We start from the raw sequence: 23,160 nt of genomic DNA, 5'->3' as shown, positions 1-23,160 counted from the left end.
CCATTTCCGCAATAATGAAACGACTTTGGAACAAATCATTCATTTCGAATCACGTATAGAGCGCTTTGACCGGAAGGGCGGAGAATATTTTATGGTCGTCCCCGATGAGTTGGCGGCCATTTTTGTTACCGGACGAAAACCAGAGAGGATTCGTTGCAGGATCAACGACCAGGTTGATTTTCAGTGCGCAATCCGTCCCAGGGCAGGAGCGGGTTTTTACATCAATGTCGCAACCGCCATCAGGCAGGCAGGTCGGCTGGTTTTGGGGCAGACCGTAAAAGTCGCTGTTCAAAAAGACGACAGTGTTTATGGAAGAGATATGCCGGAGGAACTTACGGAACTATTAAGTCAGGACGATGAGGGAAACCGACTTTTCCATGAAATTTTACCAAGCAAACAGCGCGGGATTATTCATTATATCGCTTCGGCAAAGTCGGTACAGGTTCGGGTAGACAGAGCGGTGATGATGGTAAACCGGTTAAAAAACGGTCAGATCTAATGCGCATCGTTTGATCCCGAAACCAATCGGTACTGGGTGGGAGAGATACCTTCCGCTTTTTTAAACTGCCGGCCGAAGTAATTGAGATCAGAAAAACCAAGCTGGTAACAAACTTCTGATATACTTGCCTTTGATTCGGAAAGCAGGTGTTTTGCTTTTTTAATTTTTTCCTTCAAAATAAAATCCAGCGGGCTCAGGTTAAATTCTCTTTTGAATGCCCTGTAAAATGACGTCCGGCTCATACACGCCTTCTCACTTAGCTCTTCCACCTGAATTTTCTCACTAATGTTTGCGCGTATGTAGCTGATAACGTATGCTAACGGGTTATTCGGGTCGATCTGCTCATCGGAAACTGCGTGCAAATTTTGTGTCTGAATAATGTGAACGATCAATTCCTGCAAGGTAAGATCAGCCAGAATATCTTTGCCAATGGCGCTTCCCGAACAAATTCTGATGAGTTTGTTCATGCTTTGAGCTAAATCCAGATTATTCATAAAGTGATACTGATTCCTGCTCAGCGACCAGTATTGATCCTGGCCTTCCCTTGGATATTGCTCATTGAGCCGGTCCACGATCTGCTGGATTTTGGTTTGATCCAAAGCAAGCGCAATACACTGAGTCGGATTGTTTTCAGATGCTTCCGGAAAATCAATCTTCATGGTAACATTTGCAGGAACCAGCACCGTTTCACCAGGGACATAGTCAAAGCCAGGTTTGTCGAAAAGGTGCATCACCTTTTTTCCTCTTAGCATACTCGTCACCACAAAATCGGAAAAGGTGAGTGGTACAAGAGCGGAAACCTGCAATGTTTCGAAAACGTTAAGCTCACAATTCTCAAGTGTGAAGGCACGACGGTTTTCGACAAGTGTTTTCATTGATCTTTCTTCCGAAACAGCGATCTGACTTAGCTTGTATCCTGAGTTCATTGTGAGTTTTTAAAACTTTATAAAGCATGAATCACACTTGACAGTGAGGTAATTGAAAAGATCAATATGGCGTATGGGCATTCAAAGATGTTAATTTATATATATTTTGAAATATAAATATATTTTTAATTAATGAGATAATTATGCTACAATATGGAACGATCGTACCAATGTTTAACGCCGCTTACTGGTAGGTTTGTATCAGTAATTCATTAAAAAATCTTTTTTAAATTATGGATACGATCACCGGAAACCCAAAAACAGAATCGCACGTAAATGAAAATCTGGCAAGAAGGCCTGAGTTTAAAGAGCGTTATGGAAATTTCATAGGAGGGAAGTTTGTAGAACCTGTGAAGGGTGAATATTTTGACAACATATCACCGATAGATGGCCAGGTGTTCACCAAAGCCGCAAGATCTACAAAAGAAGATATAGAAAAAGCACTGGACGCAGCTCATGAGGCTTTCCCAACCTGGAGTAAAACTTCTGCCGCTTCCCGCAGTAATTTGTTGTTGAAGATTGCGCAGGTTATCGAAGACAATCTGGATTATCTGGCGATTGTTGAAACGATTGATAATGGTAAAGCAATCAGAGAAACCCGCGCTGCTGATCTTCCACTTTGTGTGGATCATTTCCGATATTTTGCTGGTGTGATCAGGGCTGAGGAAGGTAGTGTGTCCGAACATGATGAAAATACCGTTTGTATCAATATTCATGAACCACTCGGCGTAGTGGGGCAGATAATCCCTTGGAATTTCCCGTTGCTAATGGCTACGTGGAAAATAGCGCCAGCGTTGGCCGCCGGTTGCTGCGTGGTGGTCAAGCCCGCAGAGCAAACGCCGACTTCCATTATGGTGCTTATGGAATTGATCGGACATATATTGCCTGCCGGAGTATTGAACATTGTGAGCGGTTTTGGGGTAGAAGCTGGAAAACCACTTGCTTCATCGCCAAGAGTTGCGAAGGTTGCATTCACCGGCGAAACCACAACCGGTCGGCTCATTATGCAGTATGCTTCCGACAACCTAATTCCGGTTACGATGGAGTTGGGTGGTAAATCCCCCAATATTTTCTTCCCATCCGTTGCTGACGAAGATGACGCTTATTTTGATAAGGCGATTGAAGGTGCAGTGTTGTTTGCTTTGAACCAGGGAGAGGTTTGTACCTGTCCGTCACGGATTCTCGTGCACGAAAGTATTTATGACAAATTCATGAGTCGTGTAATTGAGCGCACCAAAGCGATTAAGATGGGGCATCCGCTGGACAGCACAACAATGATGGGCGCTCAGGCTTCCAATGACCAATACGAAAAAATTCTTTCTTACCTGAAAATTGGAAAGGAAGAAGGGGCAGAGGTGCTTGCTGGTGGTGATGCGCAGAAATTTGAAAATGGGATATCAGGAGGTTACTACATACAACCGACCATATTTAAAGGACACAATAAGATGCGGATTTTCCAGGAAGAGATATTTGGTCCGGTTGTATGTGTCACTACTTTCAAAACAACAGAGGAAGCAATCAGTATTGCCAATGACACACTTTATGGCCTGGGAGCCGGTGTGTGGACACGTGACGCGCATGAGATTTATCAGGTGCCGCGGGCGATTCAGGCGGGTAGGGTTTGGGTCAACAATTACCATGCATATCCTGCTCACGCGCCCTTCGGCGGCTACAAAAAATCGGGCTTTGGCAGAGAAAATCACAAGATGATGCTCGGCTATTACCGCCAGACTAAAAACATGTTAATTTCATACGACAAGAATAAACTCGGATTCTTTTAATAACTTAGCTGAACGATTTGCGGCCAATTGCTAATCCCTTACCTCTGAATAAAGGCACACGCTCCAAGCGGCAGTCCTGACGCAGACATTCAAATATCTGCATGAGAGGTAAGGGTATTGGCCGCTCCCAAATCCTCTGCGCTACTCTTCTAAGTGCTGTATTGCTACTAAACATTTCTGATCATGACACCAAGAGTAATCATCACCTCTGAGGCGGAAGCTGTTGTAAATCAGCTCAGAGAGAAGTTTGGAGAACTGATGTTTCACCAAAGTGGCGGCTGCTGCGATGGCTCTCAACCCATGTGTTTTGAGAAAGGTGAGTTCCGGACGGGCGGTAGCGACGTGCTGCTTGGAGAAATTGCAGGTTGTGAATTTTTTATGAGCCGTGATCAGTTTGAATATTGGAAACATACACAGCTAACCATAGATGTAACCACGGGACGTGGTTCAAGTTTCTCACTGGAAATTCCCCTTGGAATTCGTTTCATGACAAAATCCAGACTTTATACACCCAAGGAGGCAGCTGAACTCGAACCGGTGGATTGATAAATGACTTGGTCAGGATATAACATGTGGTTTGATCGCTCTTCTATGCCTGCATACTCACCTCTGAGGGAGGAGAAGTTTGAATGGCGGCTGTTCCCGTTTTAAAGAAAAATGATTACATTTGATGAGAATCAAGCGGTTTGCTGACTGGGAAATTTGAAAGTCAGCTCTTTTTTTATTATCAACTACCTAAGGCGGAACGGTTTCTGCTACGGGTTTTAAAAAGCTGAATTTTGAATTTTAACGATTTTGATCTCCACGAAGACGTTCTCAACGCCGTGGATTCTATGAATTACCAGGCAGCCACACCCATTCAGGAGCAGGCAATTCCCCATATTCTTCGTGGCAGCGATCTTCTGGCCTGTGCACAAACAGGTACCGGAAAAACGGCTGCCTATCTGATTCCGATTCTGGATAAAGTTGCGCATGAAGATAATAAGAATACCGCAGCCCTGATATTGGTACCCACCCGCGAACTCGCCGTTCAGATTGATCAGCAGATACAGGGGCTCGGGTACTTTGTAGGTGCTACAAGCATCGCGGTTTATGGCGGCAACAAAGGTCCGGAATGGGACCAGCAGAAAAAAGCACTTACGCAGGGTGCCGATATTATTATCGCAACTCCAGGCAGGCTTATTGCACATTTACAGCTCGGTTACGTGAATTTCACCGGCATCAAACATCTGGTTCTGGATGAAGCGGATCGTATGCTCGACATGGGTTTTCTGAGTGACATTCTCAAGATCATGAGTTTCCTTCCTGCAAAGAGACAGACGCTGATGTTTTCTGCAACCATGCCAGCCAAAATCGGTGAGCTGGCAAAGCGTATTCTTCACAATCCCGAAGAAGTGCGTCTGGCCGTTTCCCGCCCTGCTGAACGTATTGATCAGCAGTTTTACCTCGCAAAAGATGAACAAAAGCTGCCGTTGCTGACCAATCTTCTGAAAGATGTACAAAATATTAGCATGGTTCTCTTTACGTCCCGCAAATCTACCGTGGAGCCGATTGTTCGTGCACTGAGAAAACTCGGGCTGGGAGCGAATGGAATCTCCTCAGATTCGGAACAGGCAGAGCGTGAGATTGTCCTCAGGGATTTTAAGAACCGTAAATTTCCTATTCTGGTCGCAACAGACGTATTGTCCAGAGGAATTGATATTGACAACCTCAGTCATGTGGTTAACTACGACGTACCGCGTGACCCGGAAGATTATGTGCATAGAATCGGACGTACAGCCCGCGCCGAATCCAAAGGTATAGCCATCACGTTCATCAATGAGCAGGATCAGAAATACGTTTTGAAAATTGAGAAGTTGTTCGAGAAAGAACTGGAAAAGCGTTCGGTAACCGCAGAGCTTGGACTTGGCGATGCGCCGTTGTTCGAACCGCGGAAATTCAGGCCTTCCAATGGACCAAGACGTAATGGCGGATCCAAACCTGATTCCAAGCCGGGTGAACCTTCATCTGCAAACAAACGACGCAAACCTAAAAATAAAGGTCCTAAGAAGCCAATTCAGGCATAAAAATTGCATAGAACGTTTATTGGTTATCATCAACACGGAAAAGCGGATAAAGTATAACGATTATCATGTTTATTGGCATGATAAGCAGGTTTTGCGTGTTATATGGCCTTTTTGCTTTTCATTTGTTGGAAGAGTCGTATTATGTGATGAAATTTTAACTGAATGGCAATAGATCGTCTCATTGAATGGATTAAAAATTACAGATTTACCGTTTCAAACCCGCCCATCGTATCGTTGGAGGGATTGTTTTCGCTTCTACTACTTGTTCTACTTAGCCTTGTAGCAGTATTTTTTCATCTAGTTCGTATTTATTTCGACGCTCCGGTCGATTTTTCGATGGACTGGAACTTGTTCCTGAGCTGGATTCCCCTAATTGCGGCATTTGTCGCCAATAATCTTACCAAAAGGCTTGGTCACATTCCAATCCTCTTAATTCTGATAAGTTTATTTTGGCTGGCATTTTTTCCAAATGCGCCTTACATGGTCACCGATCTGGCTCACCTGACGGTGGACTACCAGCGCGATCTTACCTGGCATGATACCATCATGCTTTTCTTTTATGCCGAGGTTAGCCTGTTTAATGGTCTGGTTTCACTCTACTGGATTCACCATGCCTGGCGTCAGGTATTTTCCAGAAAAACGAGCACGATAATGTTTTTTTCCTGCTTGCCGCTGGCTGGCTTTGGCGTTTATCTTGGAAGAGTAAGACGGATGAATAGTTGGGATATTATTCATGAACCCAAGCTCATTTTAAACCATGTATTAGAAAGCCTTACTGATCGCACTGCATGGGTTTTTGCTTTGGAAATAGGGCTTTTACTGGGTATTCTTTATCTTGTTCTGTGGGTCATTATCCGTTTCAGGATTCGTTATACCAAAAGAATATAGGCGAAGATTTAGGAATTATATTTTATTTTGCGCTATGCATCACTATTTCGGGTGAATACCTATGCAACTGTCAGAGAATATCAAGGAAACTTATTCGTCTCAATACGACACCGAGTCGGTGGAATGGCGTAATATCGGTGCCAAGCACAAGGCAGAGAACATTGTTTCGCTGGCCAAACATATTGATTTTAAAAATGTGCTTGAAGTAGGTGCAGGTGAGGGGAGTATTCTTAACTGGTTGTCTAAGTGGAATTTTTGTTCCAATCTTAATTGCGTAGAAATTTCGGAGAGTGGTATTGAAATGATTAAGTCTAAGAATATCGCTAATCTGAAAGACATAATTCTCTTCGACGGCTACAAAATTCCCTATCCCGATAATCATTTTGACCTGGTGATTTGTTCTCATGTGATGGAACACGTAGAGCATGAGCGCATACTGTTGCGGGAAATTAAACGTGTGTCGAAGTACCAGATTTTTGAGGTGCCCATTGATTTTTCGTTTTACGTTGATAAAAAACTGAAACACTTTCTGGCTTACGGTCACATCAACATCTATACACCAGCGCTTTTTCGGTTTTTATTAAAGTCGGAGAATTTTAAAGTTTTGAATGATATCTGTTACCTATACCCTGATGATGTAGTAAGGGCAACATATAAGAATAACAAAAAGGTGTACTATCTCACCAAAATAAAACATTCAGTATTACGCCTGTTTCCATATTTGTTGGGAATCAAACCCAGTTCCTACGCTGTTCTGACATCGAAAGAGGACAAGAGTCTTTCGATATTTTAATAAACGGGAAAAGAGAATCATTTACGAATATGGTTAATGGCTTTCAGCTAACTGCCAACAGCAACCTTAATAAATTGCCAGATAACGCTCCACTCGATGTCGTTTTCCAGGACGAATTTCTGATCGCCATTAATAAACCCCATGGCTTGCTGGTCCATAAAAGTAGTATTGCCAACGATACCGATCAGTTTGCCGTACAAATTTTGCGCGACCAGATCGGACAGCGGGTTTATCCCTTGCACCGGCTCGACAGGAAGACAGGCGGTATTCTTCTATTTGCATTACTTGAAGAATTAAACGGAATAATGCAAAAACAATTTTCTGAAAATCGTATCAAGAAACAGTATCAGGCTATTGTGCGGGGTTACACGCCAGATGAAATGGAAATTGATTATCCTTTAAAGCGAGACGATGGAGTTGTACAAGAAGCCTTTACTAGATTTAGTACTTTGGATAGGGTTGAGACTTCGTTTTCTGTTGGTAAACATCCGACTTCCAGATATTCACATATCTTGCTGCAACCAGAAACCGGAAGAATGCACCAGCTCCGAAAACACATGGCGCATGTATTTCATCCCATTATAGGAGACCGGCCACATGGATGTAACAAGCAGAATAAGTTTTTTCTGGATCATTTTCAAATGAATACCATGCTCTTGCATGCTTCCAGGCTGGATTTTGTTCATCCCGTTACCCAAACTCCGGTTACCATTGAGGCGGAGTTTCAGCCGGAATTCAGAAGGATGTATCAAACACTTGGTTTTTCTGAATCCCGGCCTTAAAGTTATTGGGTAACAGTGAATTTCTCTACCTGGTGTTCGATTGGACTCAGGCTCTGGAGGTATGCAAATATCGCTTTCAAATCATCTTCCTTCATTCCTGCATACATCATCCAGGGCATTGGTGTGTTCATATCCTTTGGGCCAACACGGTGCGGAATATATCCTGAATCTGCATAAGCTTTGAATCGCCTCACAAAAGTCTCTTCTGTCCATTGTCCAATTCCGGTTTTTTTGTCGGAAGTAATGTTTGGTGACCGTACTATTCCCGCAGGGGAACCAAATTCCATCCCGCCTCCATATTCACTGCCGGGAACCTTCGCGCCTTTGTCCATTTTGCTGTGGCATTCTACACAGACTGCGGCGGTTGCCAGGTATTTTCCTTTCGCAACAAGGTCTGAATCAGCTGGTCTTTTGCCCGGTGAAGCAGCAGAAGGCATCGTATTGATAATAAAACTTACAGGAAAATCGGCCTCTGATGCAGGCGGGTCATTCTTTACAGGTTCAAGCGTACGCAGATAGGCGATGATGCTGTATACATCTTCGGTGTCGATCTGCCCATAAGCGTGGTATGGCATCACGGGGAAAAGTGCTTTTCCCTCTTTGTTCACACCCGTGGTAACAGCCCGGAATATCTCACCGTCAGTCCAGCTGCCAAGACCATAAGGCGTAATGTTTCTCGAATAGAAGTTGCCCGGAAAACCCATGCTTTTGTCGAATTTCTCTCCGCCTCCTCCAAAGTTACCTGGTAAAAGTGGGCCGGAAAAAAGATCTGTGGCCCGGGTACTGTGACAATCCATACAAACTGTCACATGGTTGGCCAGGTACTTGCCCCTTTCAATTCGCTCGGGAGTTCGATCAATGGTGAGTTGGGGTGCGGGACCTGTATCGGGTAATACTGTTTTAACATAAATGCCGGAAGCGGCAACAACAACGAGTAGAATCAGGAATATAATTCCTGAAATTTTAAGGATCTTTTTCATAAGTGGTTGAGGTTGTTTACGTAACAGTTGTAAATATAGCAATTGCAACACGTAGTTGTAAAACACTTATGCAAATTAGAATTGATATAAATTACACTGCTTCGAATGCACATGTCACCGATGTGTCAAAGATTCCCTTCAATATGATGGTATGTTAGGAGTATCATTTTAGTGCAAGAATGGAGTATAGCAGATGCCTGGTCCACAAAAAAATCCCGAAGCGTTTACCCCGGGATTAACTATCAGCCTTCTGTGTTTGCCTTTTTCCTGGTATTGAATTTCTTCTCGGCAGTCTTGGCTTTTTCAAAATCGAGTACCACTCCGTTTATACAATACCGTAGTCCTGTTGGAGGTGGTCCATCGTCGAACACATGACCTAAATGCGACTTGCACCGTCCACACATCACTTCAATTCTCCGCATTCCCAAAGTATTGTCCTGTGCTTCCACAATGGATTTTTTACTAATCGGCTCGAAGAAACTGGGCCAGCCACAACCACTCTCGTATTTGGCATTGCTGCGAAAAAGCGGATTACCACAAACTGCACAATAGAATGTGCCAATTTCTTTTGAGTGCTCGTATTCGCTGGTAAAAGGTCTCTCTGTACCTTTCAGCCTCGCTACGTCGTAAACTTCGGGAGAAAGCAGCTTTTTCCAGTCTTTGTCAGAAACATTGACCTTGGAAGTGTCTGTCCGGGAGTAAACCTCACTTTTCTGAACAGGTTCTTTTTTTGATGATGATTGCCCGTAACAATTCATCAGCATAAAGGCCGACAAACTGCACAACAAAAGCGTTATTTTCTGTTTCATATTGTTATTCGTTTTAATCTGCTTTATATACGATAAGACAGGCCTGAAAGTTGAATCACCCAACTTTTTCTTTAACAATAGGAATGAGAAAATGATTAAGAGAACACAGAAAGATCTTTTACCCCTAGCTTTTTGTATGAAGTAAACCCTTCTCCAAACTGAGCTCCAATGGCATGGCCCATTTCCTGAGCACGTGCAATAATGAAGTTTAAAAACTCAGGAGAAGATATGTAGCTCTGAGGTTCGCCGCTTTTTTCGTCATATTCCGGATTGAAGAACTGGCTCTTAAATGCCCTGATCGCCTGAATTTTCTGATCATGGTGTGCCGAAATATCAACAATGAAATCAGGGTTAACATAGCGATCCTGAATTGCATGGAATACATTCTTTGGGCGCCAGGCCTGCTGCGGATTTCCTTCTGAATCAAAGGTTTCAATCATTCGCAAACCTGAATAGAAACAGCTGTCTGCTACTAGTTGGGCTCCGCGTCCATGGTCAGGATGGCGGTCGGTGATGGCATTGGTTATAACGATATCAGGCTGATATTTACGGATGTAAGGAATGATCAGTTTCTGATGATGTTCGTCATTTCTAAAAAACGCATCGGCAATGCCGACATTCTCTCTTACATCAATATTGAGAATTTTGGCAGAATCCAGCCCCTCCTGAATGCGGCCTTCGGGTGTTCCCCTGGTTCCAAGTTCGCCTCTTGAAAGGTCAACAATTCCTACTTTTTTACCCAATGCCATTTGAGCAAGCAAAGTGCCTGCGCAACACAGTTCAACATCATCGGGATGCGCTGTAATGGCGAGTATATCTAATTTCATGTTTGTTTCTGATTATTTAATTCTAAGCTTCTGACCCAGACGAAGTGTAGACCGGGTAGAAATCCTGTTTTTCTTGGCTATCGAGCTGATCGATACGCCGTATTTTCCTGCAATGGAGGACAATGTGTCGCCCGAGCGTACTTTGTGAAGGATTGAACGGGACTGTGCAACTGGCACGGCATCGCCCGATTCAAACTCACTTTTGGTAGATTTTCCGCGAAGGTGATTCCATACCGAACTGGTGAGCATAAAACGGTCGGAACGAATTTGTTTCGAATCCCAATCGAAAATATTACGCGGATCAAAAGGATTTCCTTCATAGCGGTTTTCAAAGTGAAGATGAGAGCCGGTACTTCTTCCGGTATTTCCACCCAGACCCAGTACTTCGCCTGCTCTTACCAACTGTCCGGATTCAACCAGCTGCTTGGACATGTGTCCGTAAAGCGTCTCAAGACCGTTATAATGCCTTACCAAAACAAACTTTCCATATCCGCTGCCGTCGTATGCAACAATACGCACCATCCCATCAAATGTAGTGCGAACACTATCTCCGGTATCCAGATCCAGGTCAGTACCGTTGTGCCAGCGTCCCCAGCGGTAAGAAAAGTTGGAAGTAGTTTTGATCACATCCAGCGGGTTGCTCCACTTGCGGTTTGCTGCTTCGTCATATAATTTAAGCTCGACCGGTTCATCGAATTCCAAAGGGCTCAAACCGTACGGATTGATACTTCTTGAATCCCAGATCACATAATACTCAGCTGCTTTAACCCAGTCGTCGGCCACCTGTAATGAATCTACAACCTCTACAACGTCAATTTCACCTTCGTCCACTGTGCTGGTATCTTCGCTTACAACCGGATTAAGAGGTTTTACAGGTTCAAACTGGTTTTGGAATTTAAGGCCTGAAGTCTCAACCTGATATTCGTCTTCAACGTGCGGAGTTCCTGCTTTTGTTGGTCCTTCGTTGCTGTTGTTTCCGGACTGATTGATTTTTGGGTTCTTCTTGAATTTTCCTCGCTCTTGTGCTTGCGTGTTCCAGGAGATCAAACACACCATCATTAGCAAACTTACAATAAGCTTTCCTTTCATAGATATAAATACTAGTCAGGCTACATCGTCGTAATCAGATGTAGCCCGATCATAAATTTTAAAATTTACCAGGTTATTTTTTCAGCACTGCCGTGTTATGAAGCGCTTTCTTCCATTATTACCTCTACCTCGTGTTCCATCAGGAAACGTTCCGCATCCAAAGCTGCCATACAACCCGTTCCGGCAGCAGTCACAGCCTGGCGGTAGACGTTGTCCTGTGCGTCACCACAGGCAAATACACCTTTAATGTTGGTGCAGGAACTACCTTTTATGGTCTGTATGTAGCCGGTTTCATCCATGTGTAGATATCCTTTGAAAATATCCGTGTTTGGTTTATGACCAATTGCCACGAAGAATCCGGTAACATCTAATACAGTCTGTTCTCCGGTTTTGTTGTTTTTTACCTCAACGCTTTCAAGTCCATGCTCACCGTTTAATTTAACGGTCTCTGTATTCCAAAGAATTTCAATATTTGGCAACGTTTCAAGGCGTTTCTGCATGATTTTGGAAGCGCGCATTTCATCACGACGAACCAGCAGATACACTTTACGGCAAAGCTTGGCAAGATAACTGGCCTCCTCAGCAGCAGTATCACCAGCGCCTACAACTACAACATCCTGTCCACGGAAAAAGAATCCGTCACAAACTGCGCAGGCAGAAACACCGTGGCCATTGAGTCTTTCTTCTCCCTCAATTCCAAGCCATTTTGCCGAAGCTCCCGTTGATACAATTACAGAATCAGCGATAATTTCCTTTTTACCGTCAATGATCACTTTGTGAGGGTAGCTGGTAAAATCCACCTCTGTTGCCATTCCGTAACGGATATCTGTCCCGAAACGACGAGCCTGGCTTTCAAACTGCATCATCATCTCAGGGCCAGTAACGCCGTCGGGATAACCCGGGAAGTTGTCAACTTCTGTAGTGATGGTCAATTGTCCTCCGGGCTGTGCGCCTTGGTAAAGAACAGGGTTTAATCCAGCTCTTGAAGCATATATTGCGGCTGTATAACCGGCAGGGCCGGAACCTATAATAAGGCAGTTAACTTTTTCAGATGTCATTTTAATGCGAACTAAATGTTATTCACTTATGTAGTAATCAGTTTTTTTTTATATGTCTGATAAACGTAAACAATGCTTGTCAGAATAGTGTGCTTGGTGAGTTGGCCTTTGGCAGATACTCGTAAAATACAACACAGGCCGGAGAACAAAAGTGCGAAAAATCACCGCGGAATGCAAATTTCGTCATTGGATCCTCCATTCTATACGTCTGTTTTTCTGCCGGCCAGATTCCGACTCATTGGGTGCAACCGGTTTGCTTTCACCAAAACCTTTGGATGAAAGCCGCGCTGGCGGAACGCCTGTTTTTTGAAGATATTCCTGCACGGACAGCGCCCTTTTTCTGGACAGTTCCAGGTTTTCCTTATCAGAGCCGACATCGTCGGTATGACCTGAAATTTCAATTTTTATAGATGGATTTTTTGCTAAAAAATCAACAAGTTTATCCAGCTCCACTTTCGACTTTTCGTCCAAATCAAAAGAACCTGTTTGAAAAAAGATATTATTCAAAATTTCGGTTTTATCTTTTTCGATTGCTTCCAGGGGAATATCAAGGTTCACCCATGAAGCGGAGTCGCTTACTGTAAAGGACAAACTTTTAAACAGATAGTTGCTTTTGGAAACATAAAACGCGTATTCGCTTCCGTTGTTGAGCACTGCCAGAAAGCTTCCGGTTTTAGAGTCAGAAGTAAATGAGGCTACTTTTTCCTGCGTTTTCAGATCATACAGGTCAATATCAGATGAAAGCGCCGCTCCGGTTTTTTTATCAAAAACTTTCCCCTTGGCGTATCTTGTGGGCAAGATGGATTTTTTCAGACTCTCCGGTAATTCGAACTGGTACAACAGCGAGCGGCTCTTACCGTTTTCTGCATAGTCGTCCGAATAATAAGCCATTTTACCGTCTGAGGCAATAAAAAGACCAACCTGCTCAGAGACCGTGTTAATGGGAAAACCCAGGTTTTTGGGTTCGGCCCATACTGTATCCATTTTTTGAGTTATGAAGATATCCATTCCGCCCATGCCTGCAAGTCCGTTGGAGGCATAAAAAAGTGTCCGCCCGTTGGCATGGATAAAAGGTGCATTCTCATCATCGGGCGTATTGATAGTAGGTCCCAGGCTTTTTGGTTCGCTCCATTTGCCTTTCTGATCCAAAACAGATACCCATATATCTTTTTTGCCCTGCCCGCCTCTGCGGTCGGAGGCAAAGTATAACGTGTGACCGTCGGCGGAAAGCGATGGCTGCGAATCCCAGTCGCGACTGTTGACAGGTTCTCCCATGTTCATAGGCGTACTCCAGTCGCTGCCTTGTTTTTGGGTAATATAGAGATCGCAGCTCCCGTAACCGTCCTGGCGGTTACATGCAGTAAATACCAGCGTGCGACCATCGGCAGATACACTGCAGGTCCCTTCATTATTAACCGTGTTGATTGACTTTGAAATTTCTTCTGGCACATCCCAACCTTTTTTCTGACGCTGTGTGATGTAGATATTTTCGTCTCTGCTATCTGTCAGACCCGAAAAAATAAGCGTTTCGCCATCGGCAGTCAGTACAGGGAAGTATTGGGAATTGAGAGAATTCACGGTGTCACCCAAAGACTGCTTTTTTATTGGAAGCGGACTTTTAATTGCCTGCTGAGCAAACGCGGCAGAGGCAATTGATTTTTCTGTGAGCCTTGATAAGCTCGATTTTACAGGAAACAAGGGCAAAGCTTTCTGAAAGTAGACCTGAGCAGAATCGTATTGTTCCAACTGGAAAAAATGCTTACCCAGCCAATGGTAAGCGGTAGCCGATTGTGCAGCAGTGGGCTGTAAGGCTACCAGCCTGGCGTAATGTTGTTTGGTTAATGTCGGATTTCTCAACAGCTCGTATATCTGAGCAAGTCTGAGATGGCTTTCAGCGTGGCTTGGTTCAACTTCAAGAACCTTGTTATACAGGATCGCTGCTTCGCTGAGCTGACGTCCCTGCCAGGCCTTGGCGGCTTTTTCATAGAAATCGCGCGCGCGTTTGGAAGTCGGCGAACTCTGGCCATAAATCTTTGGCAAACTAATAAGGCTCCATATCAGGAAAGTCAGCAGAAAGCGGTGCATTATGGAATATTCATGTACTTGTGTGTCTGTAACGACATTTTCCATTTCGGATTGTCTTTGATATAATCAATTATCAAAGGAAGCATTTGCGGGTGTTTACTCCATTCGGGCTGCAACAGGAGCGTGCAATCCGGGTTAACCAGCGCCGCATGTTCTTCTGCAAATTCAAAATCACTCTTGTTATAAATGATCGCTTTCAGCTCGTTTGCATTCTTGTAGATATCAGGATGTGGTGTTTTAAATTTTTTTGGAGAAAAACACACCCAGTCCCAGTGACCTGTGAAGGGATATACACCCGAAGTCTCAATGTTGGTCTGAAAACCGGATTCTTGCAAAGCACTGGTAAGCGCATCCAGATTATACATCAGCGGTTCTCCTCCGGTGATAACTGCAAGGCGTCCCGGATATTCCAAGGCACCTTTTACAATAGTATCAATAGTAGTTTTAGGATGAATATCAGCGTCCCACGATTCCTTCACATCGCACCAGTGACAGCCAACCTCGCAGCCTCCAAGACGAATGAAATAAGCCGCTTTTCCACTGTGCTGGCCCTCGCCCTGCAAAGTGTAAAATGCTTCCATGAGAGGAAGTTGGCTGGTAATAATGGGTAATGTTTCGGAAAGCAGCATTGACAACAACAAAAAGTTCAAAAAGATGTAACAACCGATTGCTCGGAAAAATCCCCAAAGATACGAAAAGCGATCGATGAATTTCTGGTTATAGAATCGCATCTTTGCATTATGAATCTGACTCAAATACATCAGCAGGAAGTAATTTGTGCTTTGGCGACTCCGTCGGGGGTAGGGGCCATTGCCATCATCCGTGTTTCGGGACTTGGCTCAATAGCCATGGTAAACAGCATATTTAAAGGTAAAAATCTTGAAAGGGCGGAGTCACATACCGTTCATTTCGGTACCATATATACAGGGGATCAGATTATTGATGAGGTGCTGGTAAGCATTTTCAAAGTGCCCCGATCATTTACCAAAGAAGATTCTGTCGAGATTTCCTGCCACGGGTCTGACTATATTATCAGACAGATCTTGAAACTGCTGGTTCAGAAAGGAGCACGTATTGCAAAGCCGGGAGAATTCACGCAACGGGCTTTTATGAATGGACAATTTGACCTTGTTCAGGCAGAGGCCGTTGCCGATTTGATTGCGGCAGATTCCGAGGCGAGTCATAAAACGGCATTGAACCAGCTTAGAGGCGGTTTTTCTAAAAAACTTTCGGGATTAAGAAGTGAACTCATCCATTTCGCTTCACTGATTGAGCTGGAACTGGATTTTGGCGAAGAGGATGTAGAATTTGCAGGCAGGGAAGATTTAAGAATACTGATAGAGTCATTGCAAGAAGCGATTGCTCCGCTGATTGATTCGTTTGATTACGGCAATGCATTGAAAGAAGGCGTTCCGGTGGCGATCATCGGATCGCCCAATGTTGGCAAATCGACACTTCTGAACGCTTTGCTTAACGAAGAAAAAGCAATTGTTACAAGCGTCGCCGGTACAACGCGCGATGTAATTGAAGACACGATTGTACTGGAAGGATTGAAATTCCGCTTTATCGACACAGCCGGAATCCGTGAAACGACGGATCTTGTTGAATCCATAGGAATCGAAAGGTCAAAGGCAGCCATGGAAAAAGCAGACATTGTGATTTTTCTTTTTGACAGTGAGGAGACGTTTCTTGAAAATAGACAACTCGTTTCCCTACTTTCTTCTGACAAAGAGATTTTATGGGTAATGAATAAAATAGACCTAAATGCTGAGGATGCTGAAAAATTAAAAGCAGACAATCCCGAAATCATTCTGATATCCGCTCAAAAACAACAAGGATTAACAACTCTGACTGCAACACTGGTAACGCAAGTCAACAAACAAGCCGCCAACGACACAGTAGTAACCAACCTGCGCCACTACGAACACCTGCTAAAAACCCAGGACGCATTAAGCGATGTTCTGAGCGGTCTGGCAACAGGAGTTACAGGAGATTTCCTGGCGCAGGATATCCGCTTGTCTTTGCATCATTTGGGAGAGATAACAGGGACGATTGTTACGGATGATTTGCTGGATAATATATTTTCGAAGTTTTGTATCGGGAAGTAGGCGCACAAAATAGCTGTAAGTAAATACATATAAACGGTTGTAAATTAGACTATTAGTCGAAATTTATAACCGTTTTCTTTTGGACTTTTTGTTAAGTTTAGTCTATTTTTGTCCCCTATTTGTCCCTCAAGATTGGTAAATTTTGAGGGACAAAAAATGGGAGAAATTACTTCCCTTATTTACCCTTAAATCATCTTATTTACCCTTATGTGATCTTATATCAGCTTATGAGCTCAAATATCAGTATTACACGGATCTGCGAACATTGCAGCAAAGAATTTACCGCCAAAACCACGGTTACAAGGTTCTGCGGTGATGAATGCGCCAAGCGTAACTATAAGCTGCGAAGGAAGAATGCGAAGCAACAAAAAATGCAAGGTAAGATCGATGAAAGCAACAAACAGACCCAGGCGGTCAGAGACATTCCTAAGAATCAGGTCTGGGACAAGGAGTTTCTCACCGTCAATGATGCTGCTCTTGTTTTAGGCTGCTCGAGCAAAGCTATTCATTTGATGATAGCTACGGGCAGGTTAAAGGCTATCAATTTGGGTGTCAGAAAAACAAGGGTTTTGCGATCAGAAATCCAGCGCCTGTTTGAGCTGCCAGCCCTTGCCATAAAACCGGTGCCGAAGATTACTTTGGAAGAAGAGCCTTTGACAAAAGAGAATTGCTACACCGTTGAGTATATTACTTCGTCCCTTGGCGTCACCAGAGACTCCGTATATAGCATGGTAAACAGGAAGAAAATTCCTAAATTTCAGGAAGGCAAGGAAATTTATATTTCCAAAAAGCATATAGATCGGGCATATCGTTTAATGAGAGGAGGTGAAAAGTGAGCAAGGTTACATTAAGACGAAAAAAAATCGGAAAGGGCAGGATTGCCCTTTACCTGGACATTTATCCGCCGGTTCAAAATCCGGATAGCGGATGTCTGATCAGAAAACATTACTTGAAGATCTATGTTTTCGACAGACCGAGAAATGATCTGGAAAAGCTTCACAATAAGGAAACCATAGAGCTTGCCGAGACGATCCGTTCCCGGCGGCAGTTAGAGGTTCAGAGTCAGAGATTTGGCTTTTTATCCAGCCGGATGATGAATGGCGATTTCGTGGAGTTTTTCCAGATGCAAAAAGAAAAGAGAAAAGGGATCAATTCCGAAAATTGGAGGATGTCTCTGGAATATTTTAAAAGTTTTGCAGGGGAGAAGCTCTTATTTCCACACCTGAATGAGACATTCAGTGAAGAATATGCTGATTACCTTCTGTCAGCACCGGGCATTGGCAGGTACGGCAGACCCATTTCGCGAAACACGGCAGTCAGCTATTTTGCCAAATACAAAGCAACTTTAAAGCAAGCATTCAAGAAAGGTTTTCTTACTGTCAACCTTGGTGAGATTATCGACAGCATATCTCCGAAAGACACCCATCGTGATTTTCTTTTTCAGGACGAGATACAGCTTTTGGTCAACACAAAGTGTAAATCTGATGTAGTCAAAAGGGCCGCTTTGTTCTCGATCCTGACAGGTCTGAGATTTTCTGATATCAACACACTTGACTGGTCGGAACTGAAGGGTTCAGGTGGTAATTACTTTATCCAGTTCAGAGTAGACAAAACTTCCAGCGCCGAGTTTTTACCCATATCGGATCAGGCGTATGATTTGCTGGGTGAGCCCTCTAAAGGAAAGGTTTTTGTAGGTCTCAAATACAGTCAGGTGGATTATATTTTACCTGGATGGATCAAAGATGCAGGGATTTTAAAGCATCTGACCTTTCATTGTTTCAGGCATACTTTTGCAACACTCCAGTTACTTCTGGGCACCGACATTGTAACTGTATCAAAATTGCTGGGACATAAAGACATCAAAACGACGATGATTTATGTGAAAATCGTAGACAAACTCAAACGCGATGCTTCACATAGAATTAAATTGCTTGGCCTTGGTGAGCTAATCCCGGGGTAGTATACGGTCATGTAATGGTTTTCTTGCTTGTTGGGTAGGTTTAGGAGTTTGTTGATGTCGTATGGGGATAACCTTGGCTTTACGTGGGGATTATTTTTTTAAGCTTCCATCAATCTTTCTTAATAGTGGTCTAGCTAATCATAACCATAGCCATTAGTGTTGGCTCACATAAAGGCCGTAAAATCATTTTTTGGAAATTCATAGATGCTCATGCGAGAACGAAAAGCAGCGGATTCGTTTGTTTTTGGCTCCAACCTCATTCATCAGTAGGGGTTATTGGCATCAGCAAATCATTAACGCTAATACTTAGCACGGGTCGTTTGAAAATGAACAAACATCATAGTTGATACAATGGTAATAGAAAAGGGTTTGGTGGTATTAGGTGATTATAGAATTATACGGTTGGTTATTTTACAGTGTATTTTTAACATTTTAGAGATTTTACTGCAACTATAATTATTTTACAGCACTATATAAAAATACCCGATTTGTAAGTTTTACAGCAGGTTATTTGAGATTTACTAAATTTACAGTATAGAATAACTATTTTACAGCAATAGCATATGGCAATCACACCGGCAGGAGCATTATGGCTTCAAAATTATTTTGATCTCAAGGACTATCAGTTAACCCATAAATCTTACATAGGAAGCAGAGAGCATCAGGAGCTGGCGGCAAATGGAGATGTAATTCAAGTCTTTGGGCCGAGGTATGCTCCCGAAACAGATTCGCCGGAGGCACATTTTGAATTTGCCCTTAAATATGATGATCTCAATCTGGATTTCTATCATGCTGTATTTGAAAAAATTGACTTTGAACATCTAAGTCAGTTTGTATGTTCGAGCTTGTCAGGAAAGTACAAGAGAAAAACTGGTTTTCTATACGAATGGCTTACCAAAAGAGAGATAAAATTGCCGGCAGCAGTTTCTGGAAATTATATTGATCTGTTGGATGATAAAAAATACGTAACCGGACATATTATTAAAAATGCCAAATGGCGTATCAATGATAATCTGCTTGGTAATCAAAACTTTTGCCCGATCGTTAGGAAAACCGCAGGATTACAGGAAGCACTACTGCTTGATCTGCCTGCCGAAATTGAGAAGCTTAAACGGGAACATTCACCACAAATTTTTAACCGTGCAATTCTGTATCTTTACAGAAAGGAAACAAAATCTTCTTATGAAATAGAGCGGGAAAATCCATCTGCCGACAGAATGGACCGGTTTATCTCTTTATTAAATAGGGCCGGCACACTTCCGGCTGATCAGGTTCTTTCCGAAGAGTACCTGACATTTTTACAAAATGCAATAGTTGATGAGCGCTTTTCGGTCAACAGGTTCAGGGATTTTCAGAATTATATCGGACAAGCAACATTGCAATATGGTGAGATATACCATTATATCTGTCCACCACCCAGTGCGGTTGAATTCTTGATGGCAGGTTTGAGAATAACAGAAAAAAAATCAGCTGGAAATAATGCTATCATCAGAGCAGCGATCGTGGCCTTTGGTTTTGTGTTTATTCATCCTTTTGAAGACGGTAATGGAAGACTTCACCGGTTTCTGATCCACGACATACTAGCCCGGGATGGTGTGGTAGAGAAAGGTCTGATTATACCGGTATCGGCCCGAATGATGCATCAGATACAACAGTATGATTCCGCGCTTGAAATGTATTCAAAGCCTTTGATGAGGCGTATACGTTATCAAACCTTGGAGAAGGGAGAAATAAAAATAACCAATCAGGCGGATGTTGAAAGTTATTTTCGTTATCCCGACCTGACCTATCAATGTATTTATTTGTCGAAAATAATCAGTGAAGCCGTCTCGCTGGACATGTCAGATGAATTACTGTTTCTTGAGAGATATGATGAGCTAAAAAAAACAATTCAGAACCGAATAGACATGCCAGATAAAGATTTGAATCAACTCATCATGTTCTTACATCAAAATAAAGGAGTCTTTCCTAACAGGAGAAAGAGTGATTTTCCCAAGCTTTATGAAGAAGAGTTTTCCGCGATTCAGCAGATTTATCAGCAGATTTTTGTCTAGAAATTATCTGTTAACTTGCCCAAACATTATCGCTAAGGGAGATAAGTGTTTGGGTTATCAGCGGACACTATTTGTGGTGCATCAGCTAATTCCAGCGAAAAATATGCGTGCGCAAACATTCCAATATTCAAGAACATACATGAAATTTGGAGTTTGCCGATAAGTTAGGAAAATCAATGCAAGCCTCACTGCCAGAGGTCGTTATTTCTGATAAGCCTGCATCAATTTTATTGTATACTGCTCTATCTGATCAAAATCATAGCCGGGATAGTTGGCATGTAGAAATGCTTTAAAATCACTTTTGAAATTTACGGATGTCCATTCCTGAACGGATAAGATCGGAACAATCTGCCTTTTACTGGATCTTAAAAATGCGCATAAAGGAATGTAAGGCGGCGCGTAGTGAACTGCACCTTCCGTTAATTTCCGAAAAAGTTGCTTGTCGAGAGAAATTTTCAAGTCATTGAGAATGTGCTCGGACGTACTCCGTGTCCCACCAGCTGCAACAAGAAATGACAGGACAGGCAGGCCCTGATCCTGGAAAAATGTGGTTAGGTATCGCTGGAAACCCTCTTCCAGCGTAAAGAGCAAGTCGTAGCTTAGAAGATAATATTCACGCTTAAACGTATCTAGCTGAAAGTCGTCACTGTATTTATTGGTGAGATGCCCCAAAAGTCGTTCTTCCAAAGCGACAATCTGGTCACTGACGGGAGGCTGGTGTCCAAGAATGCTTTGAATTGCATACTTTGGGTGGCTAAGCTGATCGAAGTAAGAACTCTTGAAGTATATGGGCTTTTTATTGTAGATCACCTGAATATAAAGCGGGGATGTAGGTTGTCCATGAAAAGACACGGGTTGCAACCGGTTATTGGAATACACCTTGAAACTTAACTTAGGCTGCTTTTTCATTTTGCGGAGTCTTTGTGTTGTAAAGGTAAGAATTTGATTAAAATATAATTATGTTAAAATATTTTATTTGTCATAATTATATTTATCTTTAAAGTACGGTCTCTTAACTTGACGTATTGGCTGTTCAGTATCAAAATTGCATGTCTGAGCAAAATACAGTGTTGACCGGAAATAGTTGCTGGTGCAGAGTGTAAAAATCCAGTGAGGTTGGTTGTGATTTGGGGGTTATATAAACTTAAAACTTTGTGACTATGGATCAGATTACTTTTGAGCATTTACCGACAGTAGTAGGTGAAATAAGAGAAAGGCTGCTGCGAATTGAAGAACACCTGGAGAATCTGAGAAATTCTGATCCTTCCAGTAAGCATCTGATGACCATATCGGAGGCTGCCCTGTTTTTAAGTCTGTCAACGTCTACCATTTACAGTAAGGTTTGCAAAATGGAAATACCTGTACACAAGCAGGGCAAACGGCTGTACTTTGAGAGGAGCGAACTTTACGAGTGGATCAAAAATGGCAGAAGAAAAACGGCAGAGGAACTACACCAGGAGGCTGAAAGGTACCTCAAATCTGCAAAAATGCGCCGCCGAAGGTAGTTTGTGAAAGAGGGAAATGTTGCCGTCTTTAATATTTTAGACAAGGTATCTCATTTTTTAGCAGGCAAGTTTTGATCTGTGGTCGTATCTGTGTTCCTGAGTGAGCGGTTTGGATTCATGTGATTAGAGACAAGATATGCGCCTCTATTGTAGCATGTATATTAAAATCTGCCACTTATTGTAAATATACCTCTATTGGATTGTACATTTATGGTGTTCTAAGTAATCTTGATCTGAATCACCATGCACCTTGACGTTTTGATATCTGTATTGCTAGTGGTTATTATAAATGTAAGCGTTTCGGCCCAGCCGGAAAAGCCAAAAGTATACATAGATCCTGGCGGTCACAGGTACACCAAATCACAGTTTGATAGCATCAGTGTTGCCAACCGTGGTAAACCGATTGCAATTATCGATAAGATGGAAAAAGATTCGGAAGTACAATTTACTTTTGAAGTTTTAACTATCGATCCATTTGAAGAATTTGCGTCAAAATGGATTGGCAAATCGTTTCCTGCTTTTAATTTGAAAGATCTAAGTGGTAAGCTGCATGATAATTCTTCATTTTCGGGAAAACTGGTGGTGATAAATCTTTGGTCTACCACATGTGCCCCATGCATTGAGGAGATGCCAAGACTGAATGAACTGGTGGGGCGATACTACGGGAAACCGGTAGTATTCATTGCCCCTGCACCCGAGCAGAGCGAAAAAATAAAAATCAGGTTGGCAAAACATCCTTTTAATTACCTGATTCTACCTGGCGCAAGCCAGATATTTGCAGCACTGGAGGTAGATAGTTATCCCTACCACATCATCGTTGATCAATCAGGAATTATTAAGGCGATTTACCATGGATCACGAACCGATTTGAGGACCAACTCCCCGATACTCAATGAAAAGATAGTTAGCTCGATAGAAGAAAACATCATCAGGTAGTCGGGAGCATCCAT

Annotated in this window: 22 protein-coding genes; 13 read left to right on the top strand and 9 right to left on the bottom strand. The window is 42.9% G+C overall.

What is annotated here, in order from left to right; translation table 11 throughout:
* Window positions 1-25: 25 nt before the first annotated feature.
* Window positions 26-499 carry a YdeI/OmpD-associated family protein gene (locus LZG71_RS13545; RefSeq protein ID WP_233821162.1) on the top strand — a complete coding sequence of 158 codons (474 nt, stop codon included), beginning with the start codon at window positions 26-28 and terminating at the stop codon, window positions 497-499.
* On the opposite strand, the gene LZG71_RS13540 is transcribed toward LZG71_RS13545, so the two are convergent.
* The gene (locus tag LZG71_RS13540; protein WP_233821160.1) at window positions 496-1,425 is read right to left on the bottom strand and encodes an AraC family transcriptional regulator; all 930 of its coding nucleotides are present in this window, start codon (window positions 1,423-1,425) and stop codon (window positions 496-498) included. The genes LZG71_RS13545 and LZG71_RS13540 overlap by 4 nt on opposite strands.
* A gap of 233 nt (window positions 1,426-1,658) precedes the next feature.
* Between LZG71_RS13540 and LZG71_RS13535 the strand changes: the two genes are divergently transcribed.
* The 6 genes from LZG71_RS13535 (at window position 1,659) to LZG71_RS13510 (ending at window position 7,735) form a co-directional block, all read left to right on the top strand.
* Complete coding sequence (locus LZG71_RS13535) at window positions 1,659-3,206, top strand: aldehyde dehydrogenase family protein (protein WP_233821158.1); 1,548 nt, start codon at window positions 1,659-1,661, stop codon at window positions 3,204-3,206.
* Between the two features lie 183 nt (window positions 3,207-3,389).
* Window positions 3,390-3,752, top strand: a complete 363-nt coding sequence (locus tag LZG71_RS13530) for a DUF779 domain-containing protein (RefSeq protein ID WP_233821157.1) — start codon at window positions 3,390-3,392, stop codon at window positions 3,750-3,752.
* A gap of 233 nt (window positions 3,753-3,985) precedes the next feature.
* Window positions 3,986-5,272: a DEAD/DEAH box helicase gene (locus tag LZG71_RS13525; protein ID WP_233821156.1), complete on the top strand. Its 1,287-nt coding sequence runs from the start codon at window positions 3,986-3,988 to the stop codon at window positions 5,270-5,272.
* 162 nt (window positions 5,273-5,434) lie between these two features.
* Window positions 5,435-6,160, top strand: a complete 726-nt coding sequence (locus LZG71_RS13520; protein ID WP_233821155.1) for a DUF1361 domain-containing protein — start codon at window positions 5,435-5,437, stop codon at window positions 6,158-6,160.
* A gap of 61 nt (window positions 6,161-6,221) precedes the next feature.
* Window positions 6,222-6,953 carry a class I SAM-dependent methyltransferase gene (locus tag LZG71_RS13515; protein WP_233821154.1) on the top strand — a complete coding sequence of 244 codons (732 nt, stop codon included), beginning with the start codon at window positions 6,222-6,224 and terminating at the stop codon, window positions 6,951-6,953.
* A 29-nt stretch (window positions 6,954-6,982) separates the two neighbouring features.
* Window positions 6,983-7,735, top strand: a complete 753-nt coding sequence (locus tag LZG71_RS13510) for a pseudouridine synthase (protein WP_233821153.1) — start codon at window positions 6,983-6,985, stop codon at window positions 7,733-7,735.
* A gap of 2 nt (window positions 7,736-7,737) precedes the next feature.
* Here LZG71_RS13510 and LZG71_RS13505 read toward each other — a convergent pair whose 3' ends face one another.
* The 7 genes from LZG71_RS13505 to LZG71_RS13475 form a co-directional block, all read right to left on the bottom strand.
* On the bottom strand, window positions 7,738-8,715 hold the full coding sequence (locus LZG71_RS13505) for a c-type cytochrome (RefSeq protein WP_233821152.1): 978 nt from the start codon (window positions 8,713-8,715) through the stop codon (window positions 7,738-7,740).
* 242 nt (window positions 8,716-8,957) lie between these two features.
* Entirely contained in the window at window positions 8,958-9,524 is a 567-nt protein-coding gene (gene msrB, locus LZG71_RS13500; protein ID WP_233821151.1) for a peptide-methionine (R)-S-oxide reductase MsrB, read from the bottom strand.
* Window positions 9,525-9,619: 95 nt separating this feature from the next.
* The gene (gene bshB1 / locus LZG71_RS13495; RefSeq protein ID WP_233821150.1) at window positions 9,620-10,351 is read right to left on the bottom strand and encodes a bacillithiol biosynthesis deacetylase BshB1; all 732 of its coding nucleotides are present in this window, start codon (window positions 10,349-10,351) and stop codon (window positions 9,620-9,622) included.
* Window positions 10,352-10,363: 12 nt separating this feature from the next.
* Window positions 10,364-11,440 (bottom strand): M23 family metallopeptidase, encoded by a 1,077-nt coding sequence (locus LZG71_RS13490; RefSeq protein ID WP_233821149.1) that lies wholly within the window; start codon window positions 11,438-11,440, stop codon window positions 10,364-10,366.
* A 95-nt stretch (window positions 11,441-11,535) separates the two neighbouring features.
* Window positions 11,536-12,498 (bottom strand): thioredoxin-disulfide reductase, encoded by a 963-nt coding sequence (gene trxB, locus LZG71_RS13485; protein WP_233821148.1) that lies wholly within the window; start codon window positions 12,496-12,498, stop codon window positions 11,536-11,538.
* Window positions 12,499-12,681: 183 nt separating this feature from the next.
* Window positions 12,682-14,628, bottom strand: a complete 1,947-nt coding sequence (locus LZG71_RS13480; protein WP_233821147.1) for an OmpA family protein — start codon at window positions 14,626-14,628, stop codon at window positions 12,682-12,684.
* Window positions 14,583-15,164, bottom strand: a complete 582-nt coding sequence (locus LZG71_RS13475; protein WP_233821146.1) for a 7-carboxy-7-deazaguanine synthase QueE — start codon at window positions 15,162-15,164, stop codon at window positions 14,583-14,585. The genes LZG71_RS13480 and LZG71_RS13475 overlap by 46 nt, the downstream gene beginning before the upstream one ends.
* A 159-nt stretch (window positions 15,165-15,323) precedes the next feature.
* Here LZG71_RS13475 and mnmE point away from each other — a divergent pair, with 159 nt between their 5' ends.
* From mnmE to LZG71_RS13455, 4 genes are all read left to right on the top strand, one after another.
* Window positions 15,324-16,691 carry a tRNA uridine-5-carboxymethylaminomethyl(34) synthesis GTPase MnmE gene (gene mnmE / locus LZG71_RS13470; RefSeq protein WP_233821145.1) on the top strand — a complete coding sequence of 456 codons (1,368 nt, stop codon included), beginning with the start codon at window positions 15,324-15,326 and terminating at the stop codon, window positions 16,689-16,691.
* 227 nt (window positions 16,692-16,918) lie between these two features.
* Complete coding sequence (locus LZG71_RS13465) at window positions 16,919-17,527, top strand: helix-turn-helix domain-containing protein (protein WP_233821144.1); 609 nt, start codon at window positions 16,919-16,921, stop codon at window positions 17,525-17,527.
* The gene (locus LZG71_RS13460; protein ID WP_233821143.1) at window positions 17,524-18,651 is read left to right on the top strand and encodes a site-specific integrase; all 1,128 of its coding nucleotides are present in this window, start codon (window positions 17,524-17,526) and stop codon (window positions 18,649-18,651) included. The genes LZG71_RS13465 and LZG71_RS13460 overlap by 4 nt, the downstream gene beginning before the upstream one ends.
* 563 nt (window positions 18,652-19,214) lie before the next feature.
* On the top strand, window positions 19,215-20,705 hold the full coding sequence (locus LZG71_RS13455) for a Fic family protein (protein WP_233821142.1): 1,491 nt from the start codon (window positions 19,215-19,217) through the stop codon (window positions 20,703-20,705).
* A 201-nt stretch (window positions 20,706-20,906) separates the two neighbouring features.
* On the opposite strand, the gene LZG71_RS13450 is transcribed toward LZG71_RS13455, so the two are convergent.
* On the bottom strand, window positions 20,907-21,614 hold the full coding sequence (locus LZG71_RS13450) for a hypothetical protein (protein ID WP_233821141.1): 708 nt from the start codon (window positions 21,612-21,614) through the stop codon (window positions 20,907-20,909).
* Between the two features lie 251 nt (window positions 21,615-21,865).
* Between LZG71_RS13450 and LZG71_RS13445 the strand changes: the two genes are divergently transcribed.
* Both LZG71_RS13445 and LZG71_RS13440 read left to right on the top strand, forming a co-directional pair.
* Window positions 21,866-22,210: a helix-turn-helix domain-containing protein gene (locus tag LZG71_RS13445; RefSeq protein ID WP_233821140.1), complete on the top strand. Its 345-nt coding sequence runs from the start codon at window positions 21,866-21,868 to the stop codon at window positions 22,208-22,210.
* Between the two features lie 243 nt (window positions 22,211-22,453).
* Entirely contained in the window at window positions 22,454-23,146 is a 693-nt protein-coding gene (locus LZG71_RS13440; protein ID WP_233821139.1) for a TlpA disulfide reductase family protein, read from the top strand.
* Window positions 23,147-23,160 lie beyond the last annotated feature (14 nt).

The sequence above is a fragment of the Dyadobacter sp. CY312 genome (assembly GCF_021390535.1).
Taxonomy (GTDB): Bacteria; Bacteroidota; Bacteroidia; order Cytophagales; family Spirosomataceae; genus Dyadobacter.
Note: the sequence above shows the minus strand (reverse complement) of the source record. Positions and strands in the feature narration are given on the sequence as shown.

Coding starts and splice junctions, on each gene's coding strand:
- LZG71_RS13465 (WP_233821144.1), top strand. CDS start 16,919: ATGAGCTCAAATATCAGTATTACACGGATCTGCGAACATTGCAGCAAA.
- LZG71_RS13510 (WP_233821153.1), top strand. CDS start 6,983: ATGGTTAATGGCTTTCAGCTAACTGCCAACAGCAACCTTAATAAATTG.
- LZG71_RS13475 (WP_233821146.1), bottom strand. CDS start 15,164: ATGGAAGCATTTTACACTTTGCAGGGCGAGGGCCAGCACAGTGGAAAA.
- trxB (WP_233821148.1), bottom strand. CDS start 12,498: ATGACATCTGAAAAAGTTAACTGCCTTATTATAGGTTCCGGCCCTGCC.
- LZG71_RS13490 (WP_233821149.1), bottom strand. CDS start 11,440: ATGAAAGGAAAGCTTATTGTAAGTTTGCTAATGATGGTGTGTTTGATC.
- msrB (WP_233821151.1), bottom strand. CDS start 9,524: ATGAAACAGAAAATAACGCTTTTGTTGTGCAGTTTGTCGGCCTTTATG.
- LZG71_RS13540 (WP_233821160.1), bottom strand. CDS start 1,425: ATGAACTCAGGATACAAGCTAAGTCAGATCGCTGTTTCGGAAGAAAGA.
- LZG71_RS13480 (WP_233821147.1), bottom strand. CDS start 14,628: ATGGAAAATGTCGTTACAGACACACAAGTACATGAATATTCCATAATG.
- LZG71_RS13450 (WP_233821141.1), bottom strand. CDS start 21,614: ATGAAAAAGCAGCCTAAGTTAAGTTTCAAGGTGTATTCCAATAACCGG.
- LZG71_RS13445 (WP_233821140.1), top strand. CDS start 21,866: ATGGATCAGATTACTTTTGAGCATTTACCGACAGTAGTAGGTGAAATA.
- LZG71_RS13520 (WP_233821155.1), top strand. CDS start 5,435: ATGGCAATAGATCGTCTCATTGAATGGATTAAAAATTACAGATTTACC.
- LZG71_RS13535 (WP_233821158.1), top strand. CDS start 1,659: ATGGATACGATCACCGGAAACCCAAAAACAGAATCGCACGTAAATGAA.
- LZG71_RS13505 (WP_233821152.1), bottom strand. CDS start 8,715: ATGAAAAAGATCCTTAAAATTTCAGGAATTATATTCCTGATTCTACTC.
- bshB1 (WP_233821150.1), bottom strand. CDS start 10,351: ATGAAATTAGATATACTCGCCATTACAGCGCATCCCGATGATGTTGAA.
- LZG71_RS13530 (WP_233821157.1), top strand. CDS start 3,390: ATGACACCAAGAGTAATCATCACCTCTGAGGCGGAAGCTGTTGTAAAT.
- LZG71_RS13515 (WP_233821154.1), top strand. CDS start 6,222: ATGCAACTGTCAGAGAATATCAAGGAAACTTATTCGTCTCAATACGAC.
- LZG71_RS13440 (WP_233821139.1), top strand. CDS start 22,454: ATGCACCTTGACGTTTTGATATCTGTATTGCTAGTGGTTATTATAAAT.
- mnmE (WP_233821145.1), top strand. CDS start 15,324: ATGAATCTGACTCAAATACATCAGCAGGAAGTAATTTGTGCTTTGGCG.
- LZG71_RS13455 (WP_233821142.1), top strand. CDS start 19,215: ATGGCAATCACACCGGCAGGAGCATTATGGCTTCAAAATTATTTTGAT.